This is a genomic window from Enterobacter sp. SES19 (assembly GCF_011765665.1).
In the GTDB taxonomy this organism is placed as follows: domain Bacteria; phylum Pseudomonadota; class Gammaproteobacteria; order Enterobacterales; family Enterobacteriaceae; genus Enterobacter; species Enterobacter pseudoroggenkampii.
The window spans coordinates 1,820,004-1,832,514 of record NZ_CP050320.1; the positions used below are offsets into that span (position 1 = coordinate 1,820,004).

A 12,511-nucleotide genomic window follows, 5' to 3' on the forward strand; every position below is an offset into this window, starting at 1 on the left:
GGTAAACGCCGCGCCGGCTCCCTGTTTTCGAAGATGAAGGCAATGCAAAAAAACGCGGCGTTTCGTTATCCGATACTGACTGTTCTGGCTGTCACCCTCAGCGGGTGTGCTTTGATCCCGTCCAAACCATTGGTCCAGGGTGCGACGACTGCCCAGCCCGTTCCTGGCCCTGCGCCAGTGGTAAACGGCTCCATTTTCCAGACCGCGCAGCCGATTAATTACGGCTATCAACCGCTGTTTGAAGATCGCCGCCCGCGTAACGTCGGCGATACATTGACCATTGTGCTGCAGGAAAACGTCAGCGCGAGCAAGAGCTCGTCGGCGAATGCCAGCCGCGATGGCAAAACCAATTTTGGCTTCGATACCGTGCCACGCTATCTCGAAGGGCTGTTCGGCAACGCGCGTGCTGATGTGAACGCGTCCGGCGGCAACACCTTTAACGGCAAAGGCGGCGCGAACGCCAGCAACACCTTCAGCGGTACGCTGACGGTCACGGTTGACCAGGTTCTGGTTAACGGCAACTTACACGTTGTGGGTGAAAAACAGATCGCCATCAACCAGGGCACTGAATTCATTCGCTTCTCGGGCGTGGTTAACCCTCGCACCATCAGCGGCACCAACACCGTTCCGTCCACCCAGGTGGCGGATGCGCGCATTGAGTACGTCGGTAACGGCTATATCAATGAAGCGCAAAATATGGGTTGGCTGCAGCGCTTCTTCCTTAATTTATCGCCGATGTAAGCGAGGTGACCCATGTTTAAATCGATCTTCGCCGTGGCGCTTGCGCTGGTGGCAACGTTTGCCCAGGCTGACCGTATTCGCGACCTCACCAGCGTTCAGGGCGTACGTGAAAACTCCCTGATTGGCTACGGTCTGGTGGTGGGTCTGGATGGTACCGGTGACCAGACGACCCAGACGCCGTTCACCACCCAAAGCCTGAACAACATGCTTTCCCAGCTCGGCATTACCGTGCCGGCGGGAACCAACATGCAGCTGAAAAACGTGGCGGCAGTAATGGTCACCGCGTCCTACCCGGCGTTTGCGCGCCAGGGACAAACCATTGACGTGGTGGTCTCCTCAATGGGTAACGCCAAAAGCCTGCGCGGCGGTACGCTGCTGATGACCCCGCTGAAAGGCGTCGACAGCCAGGTCTATGCGCTGGCGCAGGGGAACATTCTGGTCGGCGGTGCGGGAGCATCCGCAGGCGGAAGCAGCGTGCAGGTGAACCAGCTCAACGGCGGACGGATTACCAACGGGGCGATCATTGAGCGTGAACTGCCGACCCAGTTTGGCGCGGGCAATACCATTAACCTGCAGCTCAATAATGAAGACTTCACGATGGCGCAGCAGATTGCCGATACCATCAACCGCAGCCGCGGCTACGGTAATGCAACGGCACTCGATGCGCGCACTGTACAGATCCGTACCTCTACCGGCAGCAGCAACCAGGTGCGCATGCTGGCAGATATCCAGAATATGGAAGTGAATGTTCCGGTCCAGGATGCGAAGGTGATCATCAACTCCCGTACCGGCTCGGTGGTCATGAACCGGGAAGTGTCGCTCGACAGCTGCGCCGTGGCGCAGGGTAACCTCTCCGTGACGGTAAACCGCTCCGCGAACGTGAGCCAGCCGAATACGCCATTTGGTGGCGGTCAGACGGTGGTGACGCCGCAAACGCAAATTGATATGCGTCAGAGCGGCGGGTCACTGCAAAGCGTGCGCTCCAGCGCCAACCTGAACAGCGTGGTGCGTGCCCTGAATGCCCTGGGGGCAACGCCGATGGATCTGATGTCCATCCTGCAATCGATGCAAAGCGCGGGCTGCCTGCGCGCCAAACTGGAAATCATCTAATGCTGACCGATAGCAAACTGTTGACCAGTGCAGCCTGGGACGCCCAGTCGCTCAACGAGCTGAAAACCAAAGCAGGTAAAGACCCGGCGGCGAATATCCGCCCGGTCGCCCGCCAGGTGGAAGGGATGTTTGTACAGATGATGCTGAAAAGCATGCGCGAAACCCTGCCGAAAGACGGGATGTTCAGCAGTGATTCAACGCGTCTCTACACCAGCATGTATGACCAGCAGATTGCGCAGCAGATGACTGCGGGTAAAGGCCTCGGTCTGGCTGACATGATTGTGAAACAGACCGAAGCCGCGCAGGGCATTCAGCCTCAGGAGCAGCCGCAGCAGGTGCCGATGAAGTTCGACCTGGAAACGGTGACCAGCTATCAGAACCAGGCCCTGACGCAGCTGGTGCGTAAAGCGATGCCAAAAGCCACGGGCAGCGGCGATGAGCCGCTCTCCGGTGACAGCAAAGACTTCCTGGCGCAGCTTTCTCTGCCTGCGCGCCTTGCCAGCGAACAGAGCGGCGTGCCGCATCACCTGATTCTGGCGCAGGCCGCGCTGGAGTCGGGCTGGGGTCAGCGTCAGATCCGCAAGGAAAACGGCGAGCCGAGCTTCAACATTTTCGGCGTGAAGGCCACCTCCAGCTGGAAGGGGCCGACAACGGAGATCACGACCACCGAATACGAGAACGGTGCGGCGGTGAAGGTCAAAGCCAAATTCCGCGTCTACAGCTCTTATCTGGAAGCCTTGTCCGATTATGTCGGCCTGCTGAGCCGAAATCCGCGTTATACCGCCGTTACGCAGGCGGCGACGGCGGAGCAGGGGGCTCAGGCGCTGCAAAACGCGGGCTACGCGACCGACCCGAACTATGCACGCAAGCTCACCAGCATGATCCAGCAGCTGAAATCCATGGGCGAGAAGGTCAGCAAAGCCTATAGCACAGATATCGAAAATCTGTTCTGAAAGTTCTCAAGTCCCGGTGGAGGTTGCCGATAACCTTCATCAGGACTCGTGTCTGAACGTATAAAAGGAACCCCCATGTCCAGTTTGATTAACAGTGCCATGAGTGGCCTCAGTGCTGCTCAGTCGGCACTCAATACCGTCAGTAATAATATTTCAAGCTATAACGTGGCAGGTTACACCCGCCAGACCACGGTGCTGGGCGCATCTAACAGCACGCTGACCGGCGGTGGCTGGGTGGGTAACGGGGTCTATGTCTCCGGTGTCCAGCGTGAGTATGACGCCTTCATCACCAACCAGCTGCGCGCCGCGCAGACGCAGAGTAGCGGTCTGACGACGCGCTATCAGCAGATGTCAAAAATTGACGATGTGCTCTCCGATACCACCAACTCGCTCTCCACCACGCTGCAGGATTTCTTCAAGAGTCTGCAAACGCTGGTGAGCAATGCGGAAGATCCGGCTGCACGTCAGACGGTGCTGGGGAAAGCGGGCGGTCTGGTCAATCAGTTTAAAACCAACGATCAGTATCTTCGTGACCAGGATACGCAGGTGAATACCGCCATCTCAAGCAGCGTATCTCAGATCAACAACTACGCGACGCAGATTGCGAACCTGAACGATCAGATTTCTCGTTTGACTGGCGTCGGTGCGGGCGCATCGCCTAACGACCTGCTCGACCAGCGCGATCAGCTCGTGACTGAACTGAACAAAATCGTGGGCGTGGAAGTCTCCGTACAGGATAGCGGCACGTTTAATATCTCTCTCGGCAATGGTTACAGCCTGGTGCAGGGCAGCAAAGCCAGCCAGCTGGCTGCCGTGAAGTCCAGCGCCGATCCGGCGCGTACGACCATTGCCTACGTCGATGACGTGGCGGGTAATATTGAGATCCCCGAGAAATTTATCACCACCGGTTCTTTAGGCGGTTTACTGACCTTCCGTAATGAAGATCTGGATAAAGCGCGTAACACTCTGAACCAGATGGCGCTGGCCTTTGCCGATGCGATGAACACGCAGCATGAAGCCGGTTTTGATGCAAACGGTGATGCGGGCGGTAAGCTGTTCAACTTTGGTTCGCCTGCGGTGCTGTCCAACAGCAAGAACGGCGGATCGGCGGTTGTTACGGCCTCTGTGGCGGACAGCAAACAGGTCCAGGCGACTGACTATAAGCTGCAGTTTAACGGCACTGACTGGACGGTCACCCGCACATCAGACAAAACCAGCTTTACGATGAGCCCGGATGCCAGCGGTAATCTGTCGTTTGATGGCCTTAACGTCAACGTGAGCGGTACGGCAAATACCAAAGACAGTTTCACCGTGAAGCCGGTTTCCAACGTCATCATGAACATGGATCTGGCGATCAGCGACGAGTCCAAACTGGCGATGGCGTCGGTACAGAACGGCGGCGAAAGTGACAACCGTAACGGTCAGAAACTGCTCGATCTGCAAAACGGCAAAGTGGTGGGTGGAAATAAAACCTTCAACGATGCGTATGCCTCTCTCGTCAGTACCGTCGGTAGCACCACGGCGTCACTGAAGGTGAGCAGCCAGACGAAAGCCAATGTGGAAACGCAGTTAATCAAGCAGCAGCAGACCATCTCTGGGGTAAACCTCGACGAAGAGTATGGCAATTTGCAGCGTTATCAGCAGTATTACCTGGCGAACGCCCAGGTTCTCCAGACTGCCAGTACGCTCTTCGATGCAATTATCAACATTCGTTAAGGTTGAGGTGAATAATGCGTATTAGCACCCAGATGATGTATGAGCAGAACATGCGCGGGATCACTGATTCCCAGAGCAGATGGCTGAGCTACGGTGAGCAAATGTCCACCGGTAAGCGCGTTAACCGTCCTTCGGACGATCCTATCGCCGCGTCGCAGGCCATCGTTCTGTCGCAATCTCAGTCGCAAAACAGCCAGTTCGCGCTTGCGCGTACCTTTGCAACGCAGAAGGTCTCGCTGGAAGATAACGTGTTAACCCAGGTGAACACCGCAATCTCAAGCGTGCGCGAGAAGTTAGTTTACGCGTCGAACGGCACATTAAGCGATGACGACCGTCTTTCTCTGGCGACCGATATCCAGGGGATCCGCGATCAGCTGATGAACCTGGCCAACACGACGGATGGCAATGGTCGCTTTATCTTCGCGGGATACAAAACCGAGAGCGCACCGTTTGATGCCGTGACCGGGGATTATAACGGCGGCGCAGAGGCCATCTCGCAGCAGGTTGATACGGCGCGAAATATGACCATTAGCCATACCGGACAGCAAATTTTCGAAAGCATTACCAGTAATGCGGAACAGCTGCCGGGCGGTGGATATGGCCAGACCAACATGTTCAAAATCCTGGATTCTGCCATTGCGTCCCTGAAGACACCGATTGAGAACGATCCGGCTGCCGCAACGGCGCAAAACCAGGTGATTGCCAATGCGCAGATCGGCATCAAAAACGCCCAGAACAACGTCCTGACGGTCGTTGCGGATGTGGGAACCAAGATGAACGAACTGGAAAAACTCGATACGCTGGGAGATGACCGTGCCCTGGGTCAGACTAAGCAGATGAGTGATCTGGTAGATGTCGACTGGAACGAAGCGATTTCCTCTTACACCATGCAGCAGGCGGCCTTGCAGGCGTCTTATAAAGCGTTTAGCGATATGCAGGGCATGTCTCTGTTCCAGCTGAACAAATAACATCTTGACCTCTTGGAACATGTCTTGAAACTGGGCATGTTTTACTGCCCAATCCGTCTGGATTGGGCATTTTTTTTATGCGGCTTCTGCCGGTACGGAGGCTACACGCGCGCTTTCTATCAGACGGATGGCCAGCGCAATGGCGCCACTGACTGTCGCCAGCGCGACCACACCCGTCCAGCCAGCCAGCGAGTAGATATTGCTGCCTAACGCGGAGCCCAGCGCCATCCCGATAAAGACCACCGTAAAGAGCAGGGCATTGAGACGACCGCGCGCCTGCGGTTCAAGGCTGTAGACCAGGTTCTGGTGAGCGACCAGGCTGGACTGCAGGCCCAGGTCGAACCCGACGGCAGAGACGGCGATCAGCATCAGCTGTCCATGAACGCTCAGCGCGGGCATCAGGAACATCAGGGCGAATGAAACGGTCACTAGGACGGCACCAAGCTGCGTAACTTTTCCTGCGCCCAGTTTGTCCGCCAGACCCCCCGCCAGCGGGGCGGCTAATGCACCGGCGGCACCCGCAATACCAAACCCACCCGCTACGGCACTGCCAAGGTGATAGCGTTCCAGCAGCATGACCGCGAGCGTTGACCAGAAGGCGCTGAAGGCAATCGACAGAAAACCCTGAGCCAGCGCCGCGCGGCGCAGCGCCGGATAACGACGCCACAGATGTTCCATTGAACGCATCAGCGCGGGATAGCTCAGCGTGGAGTGAATGGCAAAACGGGGAAGCACAAACCACATCATCACCCCGATGAACGCAATGCTCGCCGCCGCCAGCTGGTACATGACGCGCCAGCCAAACGCTTCGCCCACTACGCCGCTCACGGTTCTTGATAATAAGATACCCATCAGCAGCCCGGTCATTACCGTGCCCACGGTTTTCCCCTGTTTACCTTCTGGTGCAAGAATCGCCGCAGCAGGGACGATATCCTGTGCCATGGTGGCGGCCATGCCGATGAGCAGGCTTGCCAGCAGCAGAGAATGGATCTGCCCGGTCAGGCTACAGCCGAGAAGAAACAGCGCCAGCGCTGCGCTTTTAATCAGAATTAACGTCCTGCGGTCGTGGCGATCGCCCAGGGGAAGCAGGAACAGGATACCGAGCGCATAGCCTGCCTGAGTTAACGTTGGGACCAGACCCATACCTTCAATGCTCAGATGCAGATCGGCACCCATTAGCGGCAGCAGGGGCTGCGCGTAATAGATTGATGCCACGCTGAAACCGGCCCCCAGAGCCAGCATAAAAATCACCCAGCGGCTTACAGCATGGGGAGTCGTTGTTGTGTTCATAAGTTGTTCCTCATTCGTCGTGTGCGGCTATTTTTTATCAGTACGCCTTGCGACGGTAGCGGGCCCGGTGGTAAAACGCTTATACGTTTAACGTATAAGTGAAAATGCAATGAAAAGAGCTGAGCGTATAGACAGGGTGGAGCTAATGCGGACGTTTGTCCGGATAGTGGAGGCGGGTTCCCTCTCTGCGGCGGCACGGCAGCTGGCCACCACCCAGGCCACGGTGAGCAGACGGCTACAGTCGCTGGAGACCATGCTGGGCGTGCGCCTGATACTGCGCACTACCCACACGACGCGGCTGACGGATGATGGCGAACGCTGCTACCAGCACGCTCGTCGGGTGATTGACAGCTGGCTGGCGCTGGAAGATGAGGTGGGGCAGACGGAAGATGAGCCCGTAGGCGTGCTGCGGGTGCGGGCACCCCACGCGTTTGGTCAGGATCAGCTTCTGAAACCCGTAACCGAATTTTTGCAACGCTATCCGCAGCTTTCGATTGAGTGGATGCTCAACGATCGGTCGGCGGACTTCCTCGGCGACAACCTTGACTGCGCTATTCGGGTGGGCGTGGAGGTCGATCCGGCGACCGTATCCGTGCTGCTGGCGGAAGTGCCGCGCTCGGTAGTCGCCTCTCCGGCACTACTGGCCCGCTTCCCGGCGGTGAATACGCCAGAAGATTTGCAGCAGTTTCCCTGGATAGCGATCAGCTCTTTTTACCAGCGCCACGTGGAGCTTTTTCACGATGCCTCGCCCGCCACCGCGCGGATTGCTATTACGCCACGCCTCAGCACCGACAGCCTGTATGTCGCACGCAATACGGTGCTCACCGGTCTCGGTGTGGCGGTGCTATCCAGCTGGACGGTACAGGATGATATTCGGGAAGGGCGGCTGGTGCATTTGCTGCCGGAGTGGCAGCCAGCGGCGCTGCCGGTGCATCTGGTTTACCCCTGGTCCCGTTATTATCCGGCACGCTTGCGGCGTTTTCTGGAGCTGATGCGGCAGGTCATGCCGGAGGTCTCCGGGATGAGAAGGCCCGTGCAGCAGCCATAAAAAAAGCCGACCCTAAGGTCGGCTTTTTACTTTCAGCGTCGTTATTCGACAGACTGCGGGCGCGTTGCCGGTGCAGTCGCCTGATGCGTTGCACTGTGGCCGCCAGCAGCGCCTTTACCATCAAAGCTGAATGCCGGGCGTACCCAGTCACTGTGACGCGGAGCTTCTGGCACGTAATCCGGCGCCGGAGCGCGGGTCATCGGTGCTGTCGCCACGTGGGCAGCGGCTGGCGCAGAGACAACCGGTTCAGGTTTCACTTCAGGCGCTTTCGGTTCTTCAACAACCGGTTCAACCTCAATCTCAACGTCCTGAACGACTTCTTCAGTGGTGGTTTCAACGATAGCTTCAGCGGTGTCTTCCACTGCGGCTACAGGTTCAGCTTCTTCAGCAACTTCCTCAGCCACCACGACATCTTCTTCAGCAATAAGCTGCGGTGCGGCATCAACCGGCGCGGCAATTACTTCCGGATGAGTGGTTTCGACTTCAACTGCCTGAGGTGCTTCCGTTTCAACAACCTGAGGTTCAACCACGGTTGCCGCTTCAGTCACAACGTCTTCTACCGCTGCCGCAGGTGCAATCACCTCTTCGGTTACAGGCTGCTCTTCAACAACCTGCTCCGGGCGAGCAACCGGGTAGCGGATCCAGACTTTGCCGGAAGCCATTTCTGGCGAAGCACAGGCAATGGTCAGCGGCATTGGCGACTGAGTTGGGTAACGCTCGTCACGATAGCGACGACGGCGCTGGCCGCTGACGCGCAGATGACGTGGGGAACGGCGTGAACGGCGCGGCATACCGGCGTTATCACGGTTTTCACCGTTTTCATCCTGCTCAACGTTGTTTTCAACGACCGCAGGCAGATCAACTTTCGCCAGCTGAGTGCCGGTTGCGTTCTCGCGGGTTTCAACTGCGACAACGGCTGACTCTTCGGTTGCTTCGGAGGCGAAGCGGACTTTCTGAGCAAGCTGGCGCTGCTTACGGCGCGGCATAACCTGAGTACGTTCTTCCTGCTCGCCGTCCTGCTGTTCAACAGGCTCTTCGCGGTTCAGGTTTTTGACTTCCTGCTGTGCCTGACGCTTCTCGTCGTTACGACGACGGTTGCGTTCACGGCGCGGCTGCTGGTCGTCACGCTGTTTGCTCTTCTCAGACTCATCGCCCGCCTGCTGGCGAATTTCACGATCTTCAACATTCTGCTGCTGTTTCTCGCGACGGTTGCGACGGTTGTCTTCGCGTTGCTCACGACCTTCGTTATTTTCAGAACGGTTGTCGCGGTTGTCACGACGCTCGCTGCGGTCATTACGATCGCTACGGTCGTTACGATCGCGGCGGTTGTTCTGACGCTTACGGCGGTCCTGCTGGCGTTCAGGCTTGGCCGCTTTTGGCTCTTCCTTCGGCTGTTCTGGCTGAGCTTCTTCTTCAGCGAACATCTTCTTCAGCGCGCCAAAGAAGCGGCTCAGCAGACCCGGCTGCGCCGGCTGGGCTTTCGCTGCTGCTGGTTTCTGCGCTTCAGGTTTAGCCGCAGGTTTTTCCAGTGCCGCTTCCGGTGGGGCTTCTGGCATGATAAAGGTCGCTAACGCAGGCTGCTCAGGCAGTTTGCGCTCGGCTGGCTCTTCATCGGAAGGCAGGGCCATCTCTTCTTCGTGCAGCTTCGGCAGCAGGTAGCTGAGCGTGGACGTCTCTTCACCTTTACGGACACGCAGCACGTGATAGTGCGGAGTTTCCATCTGGTCGTTTGGCACGATGATGCAGCGAACGCCGCCCTGACGCGCTTCAATAGCACTTACCGCAGCACGTTTTTCGTTCAGCAGGTAGGAGGCGATTGGCACAGGAACAATCGCGTGCACCTCTTTGGTATTCTCTTTCAGCGCTTCTTCTTCAATCAGACGCAGAATAGAGAGGGACAGCGATTCGTTATCACGCACGGTACCGGTGCCGGAGCAGCGAGGGCAAACGTGATGGCTGGACTCACCCAGCGACGGGCTCAGGCGCTGACGGGACATCTCCAGCAGGCCAAAGCGTGAGATATGGCTAATCTGGATACGCGCCCTGTCCTGACGCACCGCTTCACGCAGACGGTTTTCTACCGCACGCTGGTGGCGAACAGGGGTCATGTCGATGAAGTCGATAACAATCAGACCACCCAGGTCGCGCAGGCGGAGCTGGCGGGCGATTTCATCAGCGGCTTCAAGGTTGGTGTTGAAGGCGGTCTCTTCGATATCGCCGCCGCGAGTTGCACGCGCGGAGTTGATGTCGATAGCGGTCAGCGCTTCAGTGGTATCGATAACGATAGAACCGCCGGACGGCAGGCGCACTTCACGCTGGAAGGCGGATTCAATCTGGGATTCGATCTGATAGTGGCTGAACAGCGGGATTTCGCCGGTGTACATTTTAATTTTACTGGTGAAATCCGGACGACCCAGCGCGGCGATGTGCTGGCGCGCCAGCTCAAGCACTTTCGGGTTATCGATCAGAATCTCACCGATGTCCTGACGCAGATAGTCACGGAAGGCACGCACGATCACGTTGCTTTCCTGGTGGATCAGGAACGGAGCAGGGCGGCTTTCCGCTGCTTTCTGGATGGCTTCCCAGTGCTTCAGACGGAAGCTCAGGTCCCACTGCAGCGCTTCGGCTGATTTGCCCACGCCCGCGGTACGCACGATAAGCCCCATACCATCAGGCAGTTCAAGGCTTGCCAGCGCTTCTTTCAGCTCGGTACGGTCATCACCTTCGATACGGCGAGAGATGCCACCCGCACGCGGGTTGTTAGGCATCAACACCAGATAGCTCCCTGCCAGGCTGATAAAGGTGGTCAGTGCGGCACCTTTGTTGCCACGCTCTTCTTTATCAATCTGAACGATAACTTCCTGACCTTCACGCAGAACATCTTTGATGTTTGGTCGGCCATGGGCGTTGTAGTTTGCAGGGAAATATTCGCGGGCGATTTCTTTCAGAGGGAGGAAACCATGACGCTCAGCACCGTAATCGACAAATGCAGCTTCAAGGCTTGGTTCAATGCGGGTGATTTTACCTTTGTAAATGTTCGCTTTTTTCTGTTCGTGTCCAGGACTTTCGATATCCAGATCGTACAGGCGCTGCCCATCCACAAGGGCGACACGCAACTCTTCTTGCTGAGTTGCGTTGATTAACATTCTTTTCATCGTAACTTACTCGTTATTCTTACATTGACGACAAAGCTGCGGGCAAGGTGACGCTTTCCGGGGTATGAACCGATGGCCTCGTGTCTGTTCACGTCGCCAACCTCACGGTTGTCGCTCGCTTAAGAGGCGCAGAGTGTCGGTTGCCTGTATTTCATACGGAAACACAGCGCAATTATCAGGGGAATTGCCTGGGTAGAACTCTCCAGAGAACAATCCTTATACCGGGAAGTACTGCAACCCGCAGCCCGCTAACTGCCTGAAAGATCAATACGTCTTACGCCATTGCTGCGTGGATGATCGGTCAGACAAAATTGGTCATTCCGTCAACATCCTTACTTAACCAGGATTTAACACGGAAAACAGCCTCATTATTCCACTGCTCGCCGGGTTATAGCAAGATGACTTTTACCAATTATCACCCGGTTACTCACAGTTTCTTCACTTCAGAATGGCGATTGGTTTAATAACCACCAAATCGGTTGCGCGAAACGGGGGACAGGCCGGATAAAAGTAAATATAAGCATAGAAAAATGAGTGGCGCTAATGGCTGTCGATATTTAGAATCGCCAACCATGAAAACAGAGACTCCAGCCGTAAAAATGGTTGCCATCGCCGAAGATGACGCGGGGCAACGTATCGATAACTTTTTGCGCACCCAGCTGAAAGGTGTGCCAAAGAGTATGATTTATCGCATCCTGCGTAAGGGCGAGGTGCGGGTTAACAAAAAACGCGTGAAGCCCGAGTACAAACTCGAAGCCGGTGACGAAGTGCGTATTCCGCCGGTGCGCGTGGCTGAGCGCGAAGAAGAGACCGTTTCACCAAAGCTGCAGAAAGTGGCGGCCCTGAGCGATGTCATCCTTTACGAAGATGACCACATTCTGGTGCTCAATAAACCGTCAGGAACGGCAGTCCATGGCGGTAGCGGTCTGAGCTTCGGCGTGATTGAAGGGCTGCGTGCCCTGCGCCCGGAAGCGCGCTTCCTTGAGCTGGTGCACCGTCTTGACCGTGACACTTCAGGCGTACTGCTGGTGGCGAAAAAGCGTTCCGCGCTGCGTTCGCTGCATGAACAGCTGCGTGAAAAAGGGATGCAGAAAGACTACCTGGCGCTGGTTCGCGGCCAGTGGCAGTCCCATGTAAAAGTGGTGCAGGCGCCGCTGCTGAAGAACATTCTGCAAAGCGGTGAACGTATTGTCCGCGTGAGCCAGGAAGGGAAACCGTCTGAGACGCGCTTTAAGGTTGAAGAGCGCTATGAGTTTGCCACGCTGGTGCGCTGCAGTCCGGTGACCGGTCGTACCCACCAGATCCGCGTGCATACGCAGTTTGCAGGGCACCCCATCGCCTTTGATGACCGCTATGGCGACCGCGAGTTTGATAAGCAGCTGGCGGGGACGGGACTGTCGCGTCTGTTCCTGCATGCGGCAGCGCTGAAGTTTACCCATCCGAATACCGGTGAAGTCATCCGTATTGAAGCGCCGCTGGATGAGCAGTTGAAACGCTGTCTTAAGGTTCTGCGCGGCTAAGGTAAACGTA

At 56.8% G+C, this 12,511-nt stretch carries 9 protein-coding genes; 7 read left to right on the forward strand and 2 right to left on the reverse strand.

The window, feature by feature from the left end:
* Positions 1-42 precede the first annotated feature (42 nt).
* The 5 genes from flgH to flgL all read left to right on the forward strand — a co-directional run bounded on the left by flgH (position 43) and on the right by flgL (position 5,488).
* A complete protein-coding gene (gene flgH / locus GXP72_RS08645; RefSeq protein WP_024909015.1) occupies positions 43-741 on the forward strand; it encodes a flagellar basal body L-ring protein FlgH in 699 nt (232 codons plus the stop codon).
* A 12-nt stretch (positions 742-753) separates the two neighbouring features.
* Positions 754-1,851: a flagellar basal body P-ring protein FlgI gene (locus tag GXP72_RS08650; RefSeq protein ID WP_029740346.1), complete on the forward strand. Its 1,098-nt coding sequence runs from the start codon at positions 754-756 to the stop codon at positions 1,849-1,851.
* Positions 1,851-2,804: a flagellar assembly peptidoglycan hydrolase FlgJ gene (gene flgJ / locus GXP72_RS08655; RefSeq protein ID WP_024909017.1), complete on the forward strand. Its 954-nt coding sequence runs from the start codon at positions 1,851-1,853 to the stop codon at positions 2,802-2,804. The genes GXP72_RS08650 and flgJ overlap by 1 nt, the downstream gene beginning before the upstream one ends.
* 75 nt (positions 2,805-2,879) lie before the next feature.
* A complete protein-coding gene (flgK, locus tag GXP72_RS08660) occupies positions 2,880-4,520 on the forward strand; it encodes a flagellar hook-associated protein FlgK (RefSeq protein ID WP_032650846.1) in 1,641 nt (546 codons plus the stop codon).
* 14 nt (positions 4,521-4,534) lie between these two features.
* Positions 4,535-5,488 (forward strand): flagellar hook-associated protein FlgL, encoded by a 954-nt coding sequence (gene flgL, locus GXP72_RS08665; RefSeq protein WP_024909019.1) that lies wholly within the window; start codon positions 4,535-4,537, stop codon positions 5,486-5,488.
* Between the two features lie 75 nt (positions 5,489-5,563).
* Here flgL and GXP72_RS08670 read toward each other — a convergent pair whose 3' ends face one another.
* The gene (locus GXP72_RS08670) at positions 5,564-6,778 is read right to left on the reverse strand and encodes an MFS transporter (RefSeq protein ID WP_090417360.1); all 1,215 of its coding nucleotides are present in this window, start codon (positions 6,776-6,778) and stop codon (positions 5,564-5,566) included.
* A 109-nt stretch (positions 6,779-6,887) separates the two neighbouring features.
* Here GXP72_RS08670 and GXP72_RS08675 point away from each other — a divergent pair, with 109 nt between their 5' ends.
* Positions 6,888-7,826, forward strand: coding sequence for a LysR family transcriptional regulator (locus GXP72_RS08675; RefSeq protein ID WP_208763756.1), 939 nt, complete (start codon positions 6,888-6,890; stop codon positions 7,824-7,826).
* A gap of 41 nt (positions 7,827-7,867) precedes the next feature.
* On the opposite strand, the gene rne is transcribed toward GXP72_RS08675, so the two are convergent.
* On the reverse strand, positions 7,868-10,981 hold the full coding sequence (rne, locus tag GXP72_RS08680) for a ribonuclease E (protein ID WP_208763757.1): 3,114 nt from the start codon (positions 10,979-10,981) through the stop codon (positions 7,868-7,870).
* 572 nt (positions 10,982-11,553) lie between these two features.
* Here rne and rluC point away from each other — a divergent pair.
* On the forward strand, positions 11,554-12,501 hold the full coding sequence (gene rluC / locus GXP72_RS08685) for a 23S rRNA pseudouridine(955/2504/2580) synthase RluC (RefSeq protein WP_024909023.1): 948 nt from the start codon (positions 11,554-11,556) through the stop codon (positions 12,499-12,501).
* The last annotated feature ends 10 nt before the right edge of the window (positions 12,502-12,511 follow it).

Bases quoted from the DNA above. Each gene is read 5' to 3' on its own strand.
- GXP72_RS08650 (WP_029740346.1), top strand. From the start codon at position 754: ATGTTTAAATCGATCTTCGCCGTGGCGCTTGCGCTGGTGGCAACGTTT.
- flgK (WP_032650846.1), top strand. From the start codon at position 2,880: ATGTCCAGTTTGATTAACAGTGCCATGAGTGGCCTCAGTGCTGCTCAG.
- flgJ (WP_024909017.1), top strand. From the start codon at position 1,851: ATGCTGACCGATAGCAAACTGTTGACCAGTGCAGCCTGGGACGCCCAG.
- rne (WP_208763757.1), bottom strand. From the start codon at position 10,981: ATGAAAAGAATGTTAATCAACGCAACTCAGCAAGAAGAGTTGCGTGTC.
- flgH (WP_024909015.1), top strand. From the start codon at position 43: ATGCAAAAAAACGCGGCGTTTCGTTATCCGATACTGACTGTTCTGGCT.
- GXP72_RS08670 (WP_090417360.1), bottom strand. From the start codon at position 6,778: ATGAACACAACAACGACTCCCCATGCTGTAAGCCGCTGGGTGATTTTT.
- flgL (WP_024909019.1), top strand. From the start codon at position 4,535: ATGCGTATTAGCACCCAGATGATGTATGAGCAGAACATGCGCGGGATC.
- rluC (WP_024909023.1), top strand. From the start codon at position 11,554: ATGAAAACAGAGACTCCAGCCGTAAAAATGGTTGCCATCGCCGAAGAT.
- GXP72_RS08675 (WP_208763756.1), top strand. From the start codon at position 6,888: ATGAAAAGAGCTGAGCGTATAGACAGGGTGGAGCTAATGCGGACGTTT.